The sequence below is a fragment of the Candidatus Saccharibacteria bacterium oral taxon 488 genome (assembly GCA_010202845.1).
GTDB lineage: Bacteria > Patescibacteriota > Saccharimonadia > Saccharimonadales > Saccharimonadaceae > Nanosynbacter.
The window spans coordinates 609,132-626,966 of record CP047921.1 but is presented as its reverse complement, the minus strand read 5'-3'; the positions used below and the strand labels follow the sequence as shown (position 1 = coordinate 626,966).

Genomic DNA, 17,835 nt, shown 5'->3' with positions numbered 1-17,835 from the left:
AGCTAGGCACAAGCAGTATCGAGTGATACAATAATAGACAAATGGGTATTCCTCAATCAAGCATGAAAATTCTATGGGCAAAAAGTGGCAGTCTCTGTGCAATGTGCAATAACCTAGTAGTTGAGCGTCAAACTGACACACTGATTCCTGTAGGAGAAATGGCTCATATTAAGGGGCATAGGCCGAATTCTGCACGCTACGATGACAGTCAGAGTGATATCGAACGTCATTCCTATAATAATCTTATTCTTCTCTGTCCAACATGTCACACTATTATTGATAAGAGTGCAGTACAATACTCTGTTGACTATCTTCATGAAATCAAATCTTTGCATGAGGAGCGCATTGAGCGAGCCATAAAGAGAAGCTTACCGACAATCACATTTAGAGAACTCGAGGAAACTCTTCGGCACATAATAGATAACCCTCCTTTGAAATACGATAGCGAAGACTTTGGACTGATACCTATAAAGGATAAAGTGCACAAAAATAGTCTAAGTCTGCAGACAGAGCAGATGTTAAAAATGGGCATGGCTTCTGTATCGCTGATTGATAATTTTTTAAACAAAAATGCTAGCGAAGACTATCCAGAAAAATTAAGGGTATTTTTTGTACAAAAGTATAAAAATTTAAGAAGAGATACTGATAACGGGGATGCTATATTTTACTCTCTAGTGCAAGCAGCCTCTAGCGACAGTAGCGACCCTCGTCATATGGCTGCAGCTTACGGAATAGTGGCCTACTATTTTCAGCTATGTGAGGTGTTTGAAAAATGATAATACTTCCAGATAAAACTATTCGCGTGGGGTTTTCGGTCGTTGGAGTTGGTGCAATACTTCTTCAAAACATAGATTCAGTTGAAACAGTGAGTTCGTTATGGAGCAAAGTGAAGGTATATGAAGAAATAGGTACGTTTGAGAAGTTTATTGCAGCTCTGGTGTTACTGTACTCCTCCGGAGCTATACTGTATAATAATGGAGTAATCGAAAAAAATAAAAAACATGAAATTAGTTAAATTAAGCGCAAACAAAAGCAGTTTTAAAACCATACAATTTCGTAGAGGTTTTAATATAATCATAGCCGACCGCGACCAAGACTCCAGCGACAAGCATTCCACTAATGGCTTAGGTAAAACGCTATTGCTTGAAATTGTAAATTATTGCCTGGGAGGTAAGCCGTCAAAAACTCTTAAAAAAGAAGAGATGAAAGATTGGGTATTCAGCTTGACTATCGAGATAGACGGAGAAGAGGTTGTTCTCAAGCGAGCAGTAAATGATCACAAAAAATACATAGTGGCGCTAGGAGTTGAAGATATTAGCGCAGATGAAGTTTGTCTAACCTTAGGAGAGAAATTGTTTGGTGTTAGTGTACGTGAAGTAAAAGACAAAAGCAATCACCCTACGTATCGCACATTGGCGTCGTACTTCATGAGAACTGATGATGGCGCATTCTCTGATCCTTTCTTATGCTTTGCTCGGCAGAAAGCACTATCTAGAGATAACAATACCGCTTTTCTGCTAGGATTAAATTGGCAGCTATCTGTCAAATTCTCGCAACTCAAATCTGAATTTAAAAAATTAGATAGTGCAAACAAAGCTATTGAAACGGGTGCTTTTGATGCGTTTGGAGGTACGGTGGGCGATTTGAACTCAGAGAAAATAGACGTTGAGTTGCAACTTGCGGAGAAGATGAAAAGACTAGAAAATTTTCAAGTTCACGAAGACTATAGAGATATACAGGCTAAAGCAGACACTTTAACTAAAGAAATCCACGATATTATCAATGAAATCACTATAAACTCTCAAATAGTAGAGAGATACAAAGACAGTTTAAAAAATGAAAACGGTGATGATATAAAAATAGAGCAAATATACGAAGCAGCGGGCGCCGTCTTTGAAAAATCCTCTCTACGCACACTCGATGAGGTGATTAATTTTCACAGAGACGTAGTACTTAACAGGAAAAATTATCTAGAAAGCGAGATCGAGCTATATGTAACAAAAAACAGAGCTTTGGATAACAAAATGGAAAAACTCTCAAATGAGAGAGCTGGCTATTTGAATATACTAAAGACACATGGAGCTCTTGATGAATATACAAAACTTCAAGATGAAGTCAACAAAAGCAAGACCAAGATAGCAGACATAGAGAGCAGAATTTCTCGACTCACGGAGATTAAGTCAAGGATTGATGACATACGAATAGAGATTAGCGATGTTATATCAAAGATGTGGCAGGAATATAACGGAGACCAGCCGCTAATATCAACAGCTATACGTTTATTTAATTCAAACTCTCGATTTTTGTACGAACAGCCCGGGACACTCTCTATTGATGTAGATAAAGAAGGCTATAAGTTTAAAATTGATATTAAAAAAGCTGGCAGCGACGGCGTTAGTAGTATGAAGGTGTTCTGCTACGATCTTATGCTAGCTGAATATTGGTCTACTATACGTCACAGAGAATTTCCCTTATTCCACGATTCAAAAATATTTGCAGACGTAGATCCTAGACAGGTAGCAAAAGCTCTAGAAATTTCTAGTAGCAAAGCCGAGTCGTTAGACTTTCAGTATATTTGCTCCATGAATTCTGGGTATATGCCGTATGACTCTCTACCGGAAGAATTTACCGATAACCTTAGCAAATACATTATCGCAAGGTTTAACGACAAAGACGAGCACGGCACATTACTGGGTGTAACTTTTTAGCACCGCCGCGTTGAAGTCTATTAAGAGGCACTGTCCTGTTTCTTGTACTTCTTCAAAAGCCCCTCAAGATCAAACCCTTCACTCCTGCTAGCGACATGCGCAAATCGCTGCATGAATTTCAGAAATCCGACCGCGTATTCGCGATTGGCATTGTCTGGGTCGTGAAGCTCCAGGTAGTGGATCGTTTTCTGAATCGTTTCTTCGTCTTCGTACAGATGAAGATTTTTGATCGTGTCCTCGTTGTTCATAATTATTTCACCTCCATAAATTTATTTAAGCCGATAAAATCTATCAACATTTCCGCTTCGAGTGTAGATGTCGTCCTCCTCATTATCTCACAACTATCGTGATATGAGAGAATATTTAAGCTGCCTTCGTAAATAACCTGCCTATCAATGATGGCTAATTTACGGTGATGTTTGACTGTAAAAAGAACGTCGACACCCGCAGATTGTAGTAAACTTAGAGATTTTTGGACTTGCAATTTGTATATTTCATAGTGTTCTTCAAGCGGTTTGGTGTTAAGTAATATTGCCACGCCACGCTTTTTGAGCCGATGAAATATCGAGATGAATCTTTCAACTCGGGCAGTTCTGAGGAACGGGCTTTCGATAATAACGCTTTTTCGAGCTCTTCGTAAGTCGCGCATAAACTGGTCGTCAAAAGTGTTCTGGTCGTAGAGTTTTGAGCTCGATTTTCGCAAATTAAACATCGCGCTCCTCCAAATCCGGCAAATACACCTCGCCATTTTTGATAACCATACCAAGCTCCTTAAAGCGATCCCGCAGCACAAACAAATCGCGAAAAAGGAGTTCCACATTTATATTGGTTGGCTCACCATACAGGGGATATTATTCCGTTCGGATACTACATGACAAAGACGCCAGCCACCAAGAGGAAACGAAAGAAGCAGGCCGTGCTCTCGCCAGAGCGTAACATTCGGTACGAGGCAGTCATTATTATTGAAGCAGCAATGCTTGTTCTCTCGGCAGCAGTATTTATATGCTGGCTGCCGGTATATTTTATAAACGTCCACATGCCATTAGCTTTGATTATTGTTGACATGGCTATCGCGTCGCTCCTCGTCCAAGGCCTCATTCTACTGAAACAGTCTCGTCGAACCGATCAGTACCAGCAGCGCATCGCTGCACTCGCTATGACTGTAGTGTATCCGCTGGTGCAGTTCATTGTATTGGCGCTGCTCTATATCTCTCAAGTTGGCCCATTTAGTTCGGCATTTCGAGAAGCTGCTCACACGGCATTCGGCGCTATCCTGGCTTTTAATGGCTCGCTCCCGGTTATTTTGCTGATGGTGGTATGTACGACTATTGGTTCACTGTGGCTGTGGAAAATTATCATGATGGCTAAGGAGGCGCCATATTGGCAGCCGCGTTCAGCTGACCAACTATCTGAGGCGGAGAAAACCAAGCAGGAGCGGGGACTACGTTGTCGCAAGATTGGCGTGACCTTGATGGTGCGAGTGCCGTTCGCACTCATATGTGCGTTCATGTTTGTCATGACACTTTTGTATATTACTCCCGCCACCATTCTCTTTGCGATGATGATGGCGATGTCTGCGGTGGTGCCATATGCAGTCATCTTGAGCTTTGTTATTGGGCTGGTGTATATGCTAAAGGGCGAGGTGTATTACAAGATAAAGCATTGACAAATTATGAGAGGATCGCGTATAATGGGAATAAGCTTGCGCTCATACAGGGTATACGCCGTGTAAGCGCGCGGGCCTACCAGAACGGTCGCACGGATGCGGAAAACTAATCGTTTAGCAATATCAACTAATTATTAGGTCGACAATGCATCCTGTTCTTGTGCGAGAAGAAAGACTTAGTACGGTAGTCAGTGTTGATGGAGACATTGACACGGGAGAAGCGTTATTCGTAATCAAGTATCTGCCCGTCGGGGCAAAAAACTCAAGTTAAGCGCAGTATCGGCGTACGGTGGGATTTTTCTGTTAGTTATTTCATTTTTGGCATTGAGCTACCAAACGGGCGGGGTTGCCAGCCGGCAGGGCTCGGTGTCCGCCTCCCAGCCGGTCGCACCGTCTACTGGCCCAGCTCATGAGACGAATAAGGCCAATAAGGTCTCGGTAGACCAGCTAGCGGCTGCTAATGCGGTAACTGATCTAGCTGAGACAGTTAATCTGCCGACTGCGGGTGACTTGCGCGAAGCGACGGCAACACTGTCGATCAAAAAAGAACTGGCTCAGGGCGATACTGAAGTTATCTCCAAGCCACAAATCGTCCAGCCAGAAAAGTCGGCCCAGCGCGGGATCAAGACTTATGTCACCAAACAGGGTGATACGATTAATTCTATTGCCAAGAAGTTTAACGTGACAGCACAGACGGTGCGCTGGGCGAACAATACGACATCTGATGCGGTTGAAGCCGGCAAGACATTGATTATTCCGATGGTTGATGGTGTGGTCTACACTGTTAAGGACGGCGACACCATCGAAAAATTGGCAGAAAAGTATAAAGCAAATCCTGAACGAGTGGCATTGTATAACGACTTGGCAAGTGGGGCGGCACTGGCTAAAGATACGCGGATTGTCTTGCCAGGCGGTGTGTTGCCAGAAAATGAGCAGCCAGGTTACGTGGCGTCGCGCTCGGGCCGTCGGGGTTATGCAGGGCGGACAACGGGCGGCGCAGTCAGTGGTATCAGCTATGGTTACGCTCGAGCATCAGTTGGCAATCGATACGCTCTTGGCAACTGTACGTGGTATGTGTACGAGCGGCGAGCAGCACTTGGTCGACCAATCGGTAGTTTCTGGGGCAACGCAACGTCGTGGGCGGCAAGTGCTCGGGCAGCAGGTTTTGTTGTTAATCATACACCAGCACCAGGGGCAATCTTCCAGACGACATGGGGCGGCGGTGGTCTTGGCCATGTCGGTATGGTCGAGCGGGTTGAAGGTGGCACGATCTACGTTAGCGACATGAATTATGCTGGGTATAACGTCGTGACGCATCGAACAATCCCGATGTCTGAAGTTGGTCGGTATAACTTTATCCACTAGGATGTTCTAAGGCAACAAAGTGCCTCCGCTATCTCTCGGGGGCGCTTTTTGGTATACTGAAATTATGTTTGCAGATACAGCGAAAGTGTTGGTACGAGCTGGCAAGGGCGGCAACGGCGCAGTCAGTTTTCGGCATGAGAAATATGTTGACAAGGGTGGCCCTGATGGCGGCGATGGCGGACGCGGCGGTGACGTCATTTTTTTGGCAACTAAAGGCCTCAATACTCTTCTGAACTTTCGTTACAAGCCAGAACTAAAAGCAGAAAATGGCGGCGACGGTAGTAAGCGCAACAAGCGCGGTAAAAGCGGTTCGCCACTGGTCGTCAAAGTACCAATGGGTACGTTGGTCAAGTGTGACGGCAAGGTGGTGGCAGACTTGATAGCAGACCAGCAACAAGCAGTGGTTGCTCGGGGTGGTGATGGCGGTTTCGGTAACGCGCACTTTACCTCCAGTACGCGCCAAGCGCCAAAGATGGCTGAACTTGGTGAGGCGGGTGAAGAGTTTGAGGCTGAGTTGGAATTGAAATTATTGGCCGACGTTGGTTTGGTTGGCTTCCCTAACGCTGGTAAATCGACATTTTTGAGCGTGGTTTCTAATGCTCGCCCGGAAATTGCTAATTATGAGTTTACGACGTTGACGCCAAATCTGGGCGTGGCGGATGTGGATGATGGGTCAATTTTGATTGCTGATATTCCAGGGCTGATTGAAGGCGCCTCGGAAGGCAAAGGCTTGGGTGACCAGTTCCTTCGCCATATTGAGCGGACGGCCGTGTTGCTGCACATGATTGACGCGTATAGTGACGACCCAGCGGAAAAATACCAGACCATTCGCCGCGAGCTGGAAAAATATTCCGAGGAATTGGCGACGCGTCCAGAGATCATCGCTTTGACGAAGTGTGAAGGGCTGGATGATGAGATTATTGCTATGCAGTCAACGGCGCTACAAAACATAGCGAACGGTTCGCCAGTGGTGGCGATTTCCTCGCAAACGCATGCTGGCGTGACTGAGCTGCTTCGTTTGCTGCGCCGTGAAGTTACTGAATATCGGGCACGTGAGGCAGAGATGGTTGAGAAAGAGAGTGATGATCTACCGGTAATCGCCCTGGATGCACAGGCAGCGTCTGACGCCTGGACGGTGGAGCGGGTTATTGGCGTGGAGCCTGAAAATGTAGACGGCGAAGATGTGGTCAGTTTCATTATCCACGGTGCTAAAATTGAAAAGTTTGCTCGCCGTACTAACTTTGATCAGTTTGAATCAGTCAATCGCCTGCGGGATATCATGAGAAAAATGGGCATCACCCACGAACTAATTCGTCAGGGTGCAGTGGGCGAGACTGTGGTGCAGATCGGCGAATCGATGCCGTTTACGCTGGTTGAGCAGTAGATTTGGGTGTCATCTCGTAGCTTTGCTATACTATAGCTATGGCGCAAACATTTTTCTTCTATGACCTAGAAACTAGCGGACTAAATCCGCGGCAAGACCGCATTATGCAGTTTGCTGGGCAGCGGACAGACATGAATCTCGAGCCGATTGGTGAGCCTTATAATCTGCTGGTGACGCTGAATGATGATACCTTGCCAAGTCCTGATGCACTGATGGTAACTGGCATCACGCCGCAAAAAACGGTCGAGGAAGGCTACACTGAGGCACAGTTTGCACGGATGCTGAGTGAGGAGATTTTTACGCCGGATACCATCGCAGTTGGATTTAATAATATTCGGTTTGATGACGAGTTTATTCGCCATTTGTTGTGGCGTAATTTTCATGATCCGTACGAATGGAGCTGGAAAGACGGCCGCTCGCGTTGGGATTTGCTAGACGTGGTGCGATTGACGCGGGCGCTCAGGCCGGAAGGAATCAATTGGCCGCTTGATGACAAGGGCGAGCCGAGCAATCGTTTGGAATTAATCACTAGCGCCAATGGCATAGCCCACGAAAATGCTCATGACGCTTTGGCGGACGTGACGGCATTGATCGCCGTGACGAAATTGATCAAGCAAAAACAGCCACAGCTGTATGATTACTTGCTAAAAATGCGCGATAAAAAAGTAGTCCAGCAGCTGGTCAATGTCGACGATAAAAAACCGTTTGTTTACGCCAGCGGGCGCTACGATAAAGAATTTGCCAAAACCACGGTGGCATTTCCGCTGACAACCAGTCGAAACGGCGGCATATTTGTCTATGATCTACGGTATGATCCGACGCCGTTTGTTGGGCTGAGCCAAGAGGAGTTGGCGAAGAAAATATTTGCTTCGTGGGAGGAGCGCCAGGCTGAGGATTTCGTCAAATTGCCTGTCAAGGAACTGCAGTACAATCGTTGTCCGGTGGTAGCTCCGCTGGGTGTACTGGAACAGGGCGATGGTTGGCAGAAGATTTCGCTTGATCTGGAGACGGTGCAGAAACACCAAAATATGTTGTTGAGCCACCCGGATTTTGCTGAAAAATTGCGTAGTATTGTTGAAAACAAGCCAGCCTTCAAGAAACTGCCCGATCCAGAAGCGCAATTATATGACGGCTTTTTGAACGACCGTGATCGTATCCGTGTCGAGGCGGTTCGCAATGCTAATGAGCGCGAGCTGGCTGATTTTCATCCAGAGTTTCAGGACGAACGGTTAGCGCCGCTATTGCTACACTACAAAGCACGTAATTTTCCGCGCTCACTCAGTGAAGATGATTTGGCGCAATGGGAAGTCTGGCGAGCTCAGCACTTGCAGGCGCAACTGCCAGGGTTTATGGCGTCTCTGCAGCGGTTAGCGCCGACAGCGACTGACGAGCAGCAGTTTATTTTGCAAGAACTGCAATTGTGGGCTGAGGCAATAGTGCCGACTGAGGACTAGGATGAAAACAGAACTAAACTAAACTAAACTTGAGTAAGTTAGGTGGAGCGTACTAATTCGTCGCCACAGCTAATCGTGTGGTTGATTGGTCGTCCGCTTTCGTAGTGGTATCAGTCTGTGTTAAGTAGCGCTGTGTTACTGCTAGCCACGTGGCGACCATTGCTAGACTGACCTGTTGTGCCGCAGTGTGATGAGTCCGCGCTGCGAGGCGGAACTGTCGATTGATACGACGCTGATCAAATCGCCCCAGTATCTCGATGCTGTTCCAGAACGTGACGCTGATCGACTTGGCCCAAATAATGCACGCCGGTACAATGATCATCCAAAAACCCATCATCACAGCCGCTGGCAGAATGATACCGGTGAACGGAAGTCTGCCGATAACCACGAATGAAAACCACTCTTCGCGGGTCAGGTAAAACAAGGTTGCGACGGTAACGGCAATTCCACAGATGATCACAAACCTCTTCATGTATTTTACTATAACAGCCGATTATTATATTTGCAATCATAAGCATAATATATTTTTATAAATATATTTATAGTGTGGTATCAGGGGAAATTATCTCGCCCGCTGCAACTGGAAAAATAAACGCCTATTCGGTATAATAGACCAGATATGCCAGAGGTAATTCGCGTCAAGGGCGCTCGTGAACACAATCTGAAAAATATCGACGTGGAGATCCCACGCGATAAATTAGTGGTGATCACTGGCCTGAGTGGTAGCGGTAAGTCATCGCTAGCGTTTGATACGATTTACGCCGAGGGGCAGCGCCGCTACGTCGAGAGTTTGTCGAGTTATGCGCGGCAATTTTTAGGTATTATGGATAAGCCGGATGTTGATAGCATCGAGGGTCTGAGTCCGGCAATCTCAATTGATCAAAAATCAACCAGCCGTAATCCGCGTTCAACCGTGGCGACGGTGACCGAGATTTACGATTACTTACGTCTCTTGTTTGCGCGGATTGGCGCGCCGCATTGTCCGGCTCTCAAACCAGACGGTACGCGCTGCCATAAGCCAGTGTCGCGCCGCACAGCCGAGGCGATCATCCAGGAGATTGCTAAGCAATATGATGGCAAGCGGTTGCTGCTACTCGCGCCAATTGTCAAAAATAAGAAGGGCGAGTTTGCGCACATTCCAGAGCAGTATCGGCGGCTAGGCTATGCTCGGGTGCGAGTTGACGGGGTGGTGTATGCACTGGATGAGTTTCCGCAGTTACAGAAAAGCTATAAGCACAGTATTGAGTTAGTGGTTGATCGCCTGGCAATGAACAATGACCTGACTAGCCGGTTGAGCCAGAGCGTCGAGCAGGCGCTAGAGCTTGGTCAGGGTGTGGTTGAGGTGCTGGATGCTGATACGGATGAACTGAAGACGTTCTCACAGCGATATGCCTGTGTTGATCATCCGGATGAGGAGATCCCAGAGCTTGAGCCGCGTCTGTTTAGTTTTAATGCACCGCAAGGGGCCTGTCCGAGCTGTACCGGACTTGGCAGCCGATTGGAAGTCGATCCTAGTTTAGTGCTGAATGAGAATCTGACGATTGCCGAGGGGGCGATTCGGCCATACAACCGGATCAATGTCGATAACTTTTACATGCGCAAGATTTCGGCGGTAGCCGAGGCGCATGGTTTCAGTATCCGGACGCCGGTCGGGCAGTTGTCTGATGAGGCGCGCCAGAAGGTACTCTACGGTACAGGCGATCAGAAATATCCAGTACAGCTTGGCAATGGGCGGCATTACGATACAACCTATGAAGGAGTGATTCCCAATTTGGAGCGGCGCTGGAAAGAAACCGATAGCGAATTTATGCGCAAGGACATTGAGCGGTTTATGCGCCAGCGGGACTGTTATGTTTGCGGCGGCGCGCGGCTGAAACCAGTTGTCCTAGCGGTAACCGTGCAGGGTCTGAATATCATGGATATTTGCGACCTTAGTGTTGATGATGCGCTCGATTTGTTCACTCACAAGTTAACACTGAATGAGCAGCAAGCGATGATTGCGCGGCTGATTCTGAAGGAGATTACCGCCCGGCTCGGGTTTATGAGTAATGTCGGGCTGAATTATTTGGAGTTAGGGCGCGCCGCCAATACACTGAGCGGTGGCGAGGCGCAGCGAATTCGGCTGGCGACACAGATTGGCAGCGGTTTGCAGGGTGTGCTGTATGTGCTGGATGAGCCGTCGATTGGCTTGCATCAGCGCGATAATGATCGGCTGATTGCTACGCTGAAGCACCTACGTAATCTCGGCAATACGGTGCTGGTAGTCGAACACGACGAGGATACCATTCGGCAGAGTGACTTTTTGATCGATATGGGCCCAGGCGCTGGTGTGCATGGCGGCGCGGTGGTGGCGCTGGGTTCTCCTGAACAGGTAGCCAAATGTGCAGATAGCGTGACTGGCCGGTATCTGTCGGGTGCAGAAAAAATTGCCGTACCAAAACATCGCCGCCAGGCCGATGCGAGCCGTCAGCTGATCGTTCGCGGCGCTCGCGAGAATAATTTGAAACAAATTGATGTGGCATTTCCGTTGGGTCTGATGACAGTAGTGTCGGGTGTTTCAGGTAGCGGTAAGTCGACGCTAGTCAATGATATCGTCGCCAAAGAATTAGCGGCACGGCTTAATCGAGCCAGCGATGTGCCGGGGGCACACGATAAAATTGAGGGTATCAAGCAGCTGGATAAAGCCATCGTCATCGACCAGTCGCCAATTGGCCGCACGCCGCGCTCTAACCCAGCGACCTACACTGGTATTTTTACGCCAATTCGCGAACTGTTTGCCAGTACCCCTGAGGCTAATGTCCGCGGCTATAAAGCGGGGCGGTTCAGTTTTAACGTTAAGGGTGGTCGCTGCGAAAATTGCCAAGGCGACGGTATGATCAAGATCGAAATGCATTTCTTGCCGGATGTCTACGTCCAGTGCGACGAGTGTCATGGCCAGCGCTATAACCGTGAGGCGCTAGAGATTAAGTATAAAAATAAGACCATTGCTGATGTACTCGATATGACGGTCGAGCAGGCGGCAGGATTTTTCGATAGCGTGCCAAATATCGCTCGGAAACTACAGACGCTGGTGGAAGTCGGTCTTGGTTATATCAAGCTCGGCCAGCCAGCGACCACCTTTTCAGGCGGCGAGGCACAGCGTATTAAACTAGCGACAGAACTCTCCAAGCGCTCGACGGGCAAGACGATGTATATTCTGGATGAGCCGACAACTGGGCTACATTCTGCCGACGTCAAGCGGCTGCTGGGGATTTTGCAGCAGCTGGTTGATGGTGGTAACAGTATGATTATTATTGAGCACAATCTGGATGTCATCAAATCAGCCGACTGGATTGTCGATATGGGGCCTGAGGGCGGTCTCGGCGGCGGTACGGTAGTAGCGAGCGGTACGCCAGAAGAAGTCGCCAAAGTGCCAGAATCATTTACCGGTACGTATCTGAAAAGTTTGCTGTAGTTGGCTATATAGCTACTAATAAGCAGCTTACATCATGAAGGCTCATTGCTTTTTGCGGCGAGTCTTGCCGAGCAGGACTGATACTTGTTGGCGCAACGCCGCGCGAGTATGCTCCTGCTTGAGGGCGTGAATGATCATTGGCAGCACTGACAAGAAGATGATAATCAGTGCGGCGACTTCTATATTAACACCAGCGTCGGTGAGCGCCTTGCCAGCAAAGAATCCAAGGTAGGTGAAAAGCGTGGCCCAAATAACACCACCGATAATATTAAAAATAATAAAAGTTCGATAGTGCATCTTGCTAGCGCCGGCCACGATTGGCGCAAACGTACGCACAATCGGTACAAACCGCGCCAATACTACGGTAAGTGACCCGTGTTTTTCGTAAAATTTCTCAGCCTGTACGAGATATTTTTTCTTAAAGAAGCGAGAGTTTTTGCGTTCAAATAATTTACGGCCAACTTTATGTCCAAATGCGTAACCGACACTGTCGCCGAGAATAGCCATTAATGAGAGCAGGAGTGCAAAGAAGTGGACGTCAATTGGTAAAATATGCTGCTGCACCATATAGCCAGCCGTGAACAGCAGACTGTCGCCCGGAAAAATGAAACCAAAGAGTAGGCCCGATTCAGCAAAGACAACCAGCAAAATCGCGACAACGCCAAAGTGAACAATGAAATCAATGAACGCCTGCATCATATCATTATGCATTATAGCATATTATCTAGAGACTGTACCGACTAGGCGTCAATAAAGCCGCCAGATTGATGCTGCCACAGTTTTGCGTAGTGGCCGCCATGCTTAATGAGCTGATCATGCGAGCCATCCTCGACTATCTTGCCATTATGCATCACGATGATTCGATCAAGCTTGGCGATTGTTGAAAGTCGATGAGCAATGACGATTGAGGTACGGTTTTTCATCAGTGTCTTGAGTGATTTTTGGATTAGAACTTCTGACTCAGAATCAAGCGCCGAGGTCGCCTCGTCGAGGACTAAGATTGGCGCATCTTTCACGATGGCCCGAGCGATAGCGATGCGCTGGCGCTGTCCACCCGACAACTTTACGCCGCGCTCACCGACCAGTGTGTCAAAGCCGTCCTGCAGCTGAGTAATAAAATCATAGGCCCCCGCCTTTTTGGCTGCTTGTTCAATCTCGGCATCAGTAGCGTCGGCCCTGCCATAGGCAATGTTCTCACGCACCGAACGGTGAAACAGCAGCGGCTCCTGCGGCACGTAAGCGATCTGCGAACGGAGGCTGGCCTGTGTGACCTCGGCAATGTCCTGCTCGTCAATCATGATTGTGCCCGAGTCGATGTCGGCAAATCTCAGCAGCAATTTCGTCAGAGTCGTCTTGCCCGAACCACTAGAACCAACCAACCCGACCTTTTCGCCTGGCGTAATATGTAGTGAAAAATTGTGGAACAAGGTTGCGCCTTTACCCTCGTCATGTGTAAAGGTCACGGCATCAAAATCAATGACACCGTGATCGACGTGAAGCTTTTTATCACTTCTATCAACAAGTGATGTTGGTGTGTGTAATATCTCGACCATCTCATGGGCGTCACCAATAATACGGTTATAATTGCGCATGATGCTATTCATATTCCACAGCTCACGGGCGACACTGCCAGTGTAGGTAATGATTAAGTACACCGCTGCGACCGAAACGATATTATGCTGTGCTGCATAAATAGCGAACACGATGGCACCGATTCGGATGCTGGTGTTTATCGTTGAGTAAACACTGCTGACAGTGAGAAATCCTCGCATGGTGGCCAGGCTAGCCCTGCGCCATGCACGATTCGTTTTATCAAATCGCTGCTGCTCGATTTTTTCAGCGCTGGATGACTTAACAGCAAGCACATTTGACACCATGTCAGCGAGGTTGCCGCTTACTTTGTTGCTGGCCTCCGCCTCACGCCTACTTAATTTGGCCATCGGACGCGATCCAAAGAAGACGGCTACGCCAAAGATGATCGAGAACATGAATAGAAAGAGCGCGTACTGCCAGAGTAACATTGACAGGATAACAATTGATCCGGTGAGTGAGATGACCAGCGGCAGTACTGCCCATACTAGTTCATCCCAAAATCGTTCAACACAGCCACTGAGCTTGCTGTTTTGACTGACGAGCGAGCCGCCAAATTTGTTGGAGTGGAAAAACATGGTCTCGCCAGCTAGCTTGGCGAATACCTTGTTTGCGATGTCGCGCTGCATAATGGTTTCTAGCGTCCACATCAAATATAGTACTATCCGCCACCCAATAATCTCTGACCATAGTTGACTGAGGCCATAGAGAATCACAAGCGTCCACACAGAGCCGGTCTGTAGCTGACCATGTTGAATCATGTCCAGGAGCTGTGCGATAATCAGCGGCCCGACAATTGTGCCTACCGCTAAGGTTAGTGTCGCTGTGATGAGAGCAAGGTTGCGCCGCCATTTGTATGGACGCGACGCTCGCCATAGTAATTGTAATGTTGTTTTTGCGTGTTGTTGCAAGGTAAAACTCCTTAGATTTATATTTTGACATAAAGATAGGTCATCCACGACTCGCTATGGTGGACTCGGGCGACCAAGACTCACGATAATAATACAAATTTCATTGTATAACAGGGGCGGGTTGGCTGTCAACTGATGGAAGAATCGTCAATATTGCGACAGAGTTACTGTTTACTACCCATAAATATGGTATAATAAAAACATGGAACGCGAAATTAAAAAAATCTTTACTGAAGATGGCCGTGAAATATTAACGCAAGAAGCCGTACCGGTCAAACGTGAGGACATAGGGAGCGATTATGTACAGCAGACCATAACAGATATGCTCGATACGCTGCATTCACAGGGTCCCGAGGGCGTAGGCATCGCCGCTAATCAAATTGGGAGCAATCTCGCAATCTTTGTCATTGATGTGCGGCCGCCTGAGGATGCCAAAGCCAAGCCATTTCGGCTCGTGGCAATTAACCCCAAGATCGTTAAATATAGCGGTGAACCTATGAAGAGCTCGAATCCAGAGGGCTGCCTGAGTGGAGTGACGGGTGATTCCGAAACGACACCAATGGGCTTTACGACGCGTTACCCTGAGATTACGCTGCAATGGACAGACGAGCAGGGTAAGACGCATGAACAGACCTTTGATGTTGATGTTGATGGTATGCTTGTCTGGGTTATCCAGCACGAGGTAGATCATCTGAACGGTATCTTTTTTACAGACAGGATAGAAAAAAGTGGGCCGCGGACAGAGGAGGCCGACCTGGCCGAATTGGCGATCCGCAGCGCGTCGGCTGACGGTACTCAGGAATGATGTAGCTGTTGAGATTATCTAATCTCTGATTCTATGAGAGGAGTGTGACGCCTCTACGCCTCTACACTAGGGAAGTCGACTTCCCTAGTTTTTCTCGTCTGATCGCGCTACACTAGAGCCAAAAGGAGACGATATGAGTTTTGAAGCAAAGATCCATGAGGCACAAACGAAAATTTTGCGGGAATTGTTATTTTTGCCAGCGGCTAATTTCGCAACACTACAAAAAGCGAGCGGTCTGGAAAGCGATCATATCAAATTTCACATCAAACGGCTCGTTGAGCTAGGTTATGTGCAGAAAGTCGACGGCGGTTACTGCCTCTCGGTCAAGGGTAAGGAGTATGCGAATAAGCTTGATACTGATGCCGGTGTTATTGAGCGGCAGCCAAAGGTGGCAGTTATGCTCGTGATCGAGCGCGAGCATGAAGGAGAAAAACAGTACTTATTGCAGCAGCGGCTCAAGCACCCCTACTATGGGTTTTGGGGTGCGCCTACTGGCAAAGTGCGGTGGGCCGAGTCGATCGTCGATGCGGCCTCGCGTGAATTGACGGAGGAGACGGGGTTACGGGGTGAGTTTGTTCATCGCGGGGTGTACCATGAACGTGTGCGCCATGCACAAACAGGTGAAATTATCGAGGACAAGATCTTTCATCTGATGTTTTGCAAGGTGTTTTCGGGTAAATTGGCCGTACGGTTTGAGGGCGGCAGAAATGCCTGGCGTACACTCGATGAGATGCGTGATGAGCCAAAAAAGTACAAGAGTTTTTTGCGAGAAATCACGGCGTGTATCAACGGGTGCGGCGAGTTGACTGAAATAATATATGAATATGGTAGTGCGGAGTTCTAGGCCGCGGGCAGCACGTGCGGTATTGTGCGGGTCGTACAGGCGCGATATTGGCGGGCTGCGGCGCGCTTACGACGAGCTAGCCGTAACTGGCTGTCAGGTATTGTCACCGCGACGAGTGGACTTTATGGACGGTGAATTTGTTGTTGACGCTGCAGAAGTTGGCCTGTCGCCTCGAGAGATAGAAAACTGGCATTTACGGGCTATCGAGCAGTCTGATTTTATTTTACTGCATGCCCCCAAAGGCTATGTTGGCATAAGTGCTGCGATGGAGATCGGTTATGCTCTCGCATTAAAGAAACCAATCTTTTCACGAATAGCACCGGTTGATATCATGCTGCGCGAACTAGTTTACGTTGTTCCGAGCGTGTATGATGCATTATGCATCTTGGGATTTCGTAGCTAATAAATAGATTTACGCCCATAACTTGCATGGGGGTGTATAATAAAGTCTATGAACAAATCAATGACGATAGTAAGACGGGAAGTTTGCCGACTGCTTGGCGGCGATACGTCAGGCCATAGCGACGATCACGTTGAGCGTGTAGCACGGCTAGCAGAGCGATTCGCGAATGAGTATAAAGAAGCGGCTTCGATGGACGAAGTACTGCTGACGGCATGGCTACACGATGTTGATGACTATAAATTAGTTGGCAAAGAGCAAGCGGATGAACTCAACAATGCCACGTCAATTATGGTGAAGGCTAATATTGCGGCTGATTTGCAGGATGCGGTGCGTCATAATATTGCTCGGATTGGCTATAGTCGTTATCTACATGGTGTGCGGCCAGAACGTTTGGCCGGTCAGATAGTGTCTGATGCCGATATGTGTGATGCGATCGGGGCATGTGGTATTGAGCGGGCGCTTGTCTATGCGGTGAATCACGGTAGTTGTCGGATATTTGATCCAACTGTTTGGCCTGATGTGAACATTGATGCGCATCGATATAACGCCAACGGCGGTACACATGATGGCGATAGCTTCATTAATTATTTCTTTGAAAAGTTATTGAAGCTACCAAAGATTATGATGACCGACCCGGGCCGAGACGAAGCGTTAATTCGTCAGCAAACTATGGTTACTTTTCTTCGTGCCTATTTTCGAGAAAAGAATGCACCGGAGTGGGGCGATTTCCTAGAAGAATATCTTACTTCGATGGATGAGTAGAGGTATATTGCTCTTCCCAGGTCGTTATAGCCTGCCAAATTGTTTCGTTGATTGCGCTACACAGCTCAGCTACCCTGGCGATATCCGATGAAAACTCACCGTCTGCTTGTTCGGCTGACGCTGCGTGTAATTCGTCAGCCAGTTTATCAAACAGCAACATACGTTGTTGAATGTAGCTGACGAGCGGCTTGATAGCAAGAGCGATATGCTGCCGCCGTGAACTGTCTGTTTGGTAGGAGATCATGTCAAGCGTTTCTAGGTAGCGTAATCCACCAGTAATGGCTGCTTTGCTAAAGCCAGTTTGCTCATGCAGGCTCGTGTGGCTATGGTGGTACGGTGGGGCGACAAGGAGGCAATGGATGATCGTTGCTGAGGCTGGTGGGATGCCGAGCGAGATCAAGGTGGCTATGATATTTTTTGAGTTTATATCCATGTGAACAATATATCACATAATATTGACGAAGGGCAGTCTGAAGCGTGAACAGTATA

General features: G+C 47.8%; 18 protein-coding genes. 12 read left to right on the top strand and 6 right to left on the bottom strand.

What is annotated here, in order from left to right; genetic code table 11:
- Positions 1–41: 41 nt before the first annotated feature.
- Genes GWK78_03275 through GWK78_03265 form a run of 3 tightly spaced genes read left to right on the top strand, consistent with a single transcriptional unit; the run spans position 42 to position 2,708 of the window.
- Positions 42–776, top strand: coding sequence for a hypothetical protein (locus GWK78_03275; protein QHU94027.1), 735 nt, complete (start codon positions 42–44; stop codon positions 774–776).
- Entirely contained in the window at positions 776–1,015 is a 240-nt protein-coding gene (locus tag GWK78_03270; protein ID QHU94275.1) for a hypothetical protein, read from the top strand. The genes GWK78_03275 and GWK78_03270 overlap by 1 nt, the downstream gene beginning before the upstream one ends.
- Positions 1,002–2,708 (top strand): DUF2326 domain-containing protein, encoded by a 1,707-nt coding sequence (locus GWK78_03265; protein QHU94026.1) that lies wholly within the window; start codon positions 1,002–1,004, stop codon positions 2,706–2,708. The genes GWK78_03270 and GWK78_03265 overlap by 14 nt, the downstream gene beginning before the upstream one ends.
- 20 nt (positions 2,709–2,728) lie before the next feature.
- Here GWK78_03265 and GWK78_03260 read toward each other — a convergent pair whose 3' ends face one another.
- Positions 2,729–2,956 (bottom strand): hypothetical protein, encoded by a 228-nt coding sequence (locus GWK78_03260; protein QHU94025.1) that lies wholly within the window; start codon positions 2,954–2,956, stop codon positions 2,729–2,731.
- Positions 2,957–2,958: 2 nt separating this feature from the next.
- Positions 2,959–3,420 carry a hypothetical protein gene (locus GWK78_03255; protein QHU94024.1) on the bottom strand — a complete coding sequence of 154 codons (462 nt, stop codon included), beginning with the start codon at positions 3,418–3,420 and terminating at the stop codon, positions 2,959–2,961.
- A 159-nt stretch (positions 3,421–3,579) separates the two neighbouring features.
- Here GWK78_03255 and GWK78_03250 point away from each other — a divergent pair, with 159 nt between their 5' ends.
- The 4 genes from GWK78_03250 (at position 3,580) to sbcB (ending at position 8,577) form a co-directional block, all read left to right on the top strand.
- Positions 3,580–4,374 carry a hypothetical protein gene (locus GWK78_03250; GenBank protein ID QHU94023.1) on the top strand — a complete coding sequence of 265 codons (795 nt, stop codon included), beginning with the start codon at positions 3,580–3,582 and terminating at the stop codon, positions 4,372–4,374.
- 324 nt (positions 4,375–4,698) lie between these two features.
- Positions 4,699–5,739, top strand: a complete 1,041-nt coding sequence (locus GWK78_03245) for a LysM peptidoglycan-binding domain-containing protein (GenBank protein ID QHU94022.1) — start codon at positions 4,699–4,701, stop codon at positions 5,737–5,739.
- 64 nt (positions 5,740–5,803) lie between these two features.
- Positions 5,804–7,123, top strand: coding sequence for a GTPase ObgE (gene obgE, locus GWK78_03240; GenBank protein QHU94021.1), 1,320 nt, complete (start codon positions 5,804–5,806; stop codon positions 7,121–7,123).
- Positions 7,124–7,161: 38 nt separating this feature from the next.
- Complete coding sequence (gene sbcB / locus GWK78_03235; GenBank protein QHU94020.1) at positions 7,162–8,577, top strand: exodeoxyribonuclease I; 1,416 nt, start codon at positions 7,162–7,164, stop codon at positions 8,575–8,577.
- A gap of 52 nt (positions 8,578–8,629) precedes the next feature.
- Here the strand turns inward: sbcB and GWK78_03230 are convergent, their stop codons facing one another.
- Positions 8,630–9,049, bottom strand: coding sequence for a hypothetical protein (locus tag GWK78_03230; GenBank protein ID QHU94019.1), 420 nt, complete (start codon positions 9,047–9,049; stop codon positions 8,630–8,632).
- A 147-nt stretch (positions 9,050–9,196) separates the two neighbouring features.
- Between GWK78_03230 and uvrA the strand changes: the two genes are divergently transcribed.
- Complete coding sequence (gene uvrA / locus GWK78_03225; protein ID QHU94018.1) at positions 9,197–12,031, top strand: excinuclease ABC subunit UvrA; 2,835 nt, start codon at positions 9,197–9,199, stop codon at positions 12,029–12,031.
- A 42-nt stretch (positions 12,032–12,073) separates the two neighbouring features.
- On the opposite strand, the gene GWK78_03220 is transcribed toward uvrA, so the two are convergent.
- Together GWK78_03220 and GWK78_03215 are read right to left on the bottom strand one after the other, a co-directional pair.
- A complete protein-coding gene (locus GWK78_03220; protein ID QHU94274.1) occupies positions 12,074–12,727 on the bottom strand; it encodes a DedA family protein in 654 nt (217 codons plus the stop codon).
- Between the two features lie 44 nt (positions 12,728–12,771).
- The gene (locus GWK78_03215; GenBank protein ID QHU94017.1) at positions 12,772–14,532 is read right to left on the bottom strand and encodes an ATP-binding cassette domain-containing protein; all 1,761 of its coding nucleotides are present in this window, start codon (positions 14,530–14,532) and stop codon (positions 12,772–12,774) included.
- 202 nt (positions 14,533–14,734) lie between these two features.
- Here GWK78_03215 and def point away from each other — a divergent pair, with 202 nt between their 5' ends.
- The 4 genes from def to GWK78_03195 all read left to right on the top strand — a co-directional run bounded on the left by def (position 14,735) and on the right by GWK78_03195 (position 17,346).
- A complete protein-coding gene (def, locus tag GWK78_03210; GenBank protein ID QHU94016.1) occupies positions 14,735–15,337 on the top strand; it encodes a peptide deformylase in 603 nt (200 codons plus the stop codon).
- Between the two features lie 133 nt (positions 15,338–15,470).
- Positions 15,471–16,181: an NUDIX domain-containing protein gene (locus GWK78_03205; protein ID QHU94015.1), complete on the top strand. Its 711-nt coding sequence runs from the start codon at positions 15,471–15,473 to the stop codon at positions 16,179–16,181.
- The gene (locus GWK78_03200; GenBank protein QHU94014.1) at positions 16,162–16,584 is read left to right on the top strand and encodes a hypothetical protein; all 423 of its coding nucleotides are present in this window, start codon (positions 16,162–16,164) and stop codon (positions 16,582–16,584) included. Before GWK78_03205 ends, GWK78_03200 begins: the two co-directional genes overlap by 20 nt.
- A 48-nt stretch (positions 16,585–16,632) precedes the next feature.
- Positions 16,633–17,346, top strand: coding sequence for a hypothetical protein (locus GWK78_03195; protein QHU94013.1), 714 nt, complete (start codon positions 16,633–16,635; stop codon positions 17,344–17,346).
- Here GWK78_03195 and GWK78_03190 read toward each other — a convergent pair.
- Positions 17,327–17,779: a hypothetical protein gene (locus GWK78_03190; GenBank protein QHU94012.1), complete on the bottom strand. Its 453-nt coding sequence runs from the start codon at positions 17,777–17,779 to the stop codon at positions 17,327–17,329. The two genes, GWK78_03195 and GWK78_03190, sit on opposite strands and share 20 nt — an antisense overlap.
- Positions 17,780–17,835 lie beyond the last annotated feature (56 nt).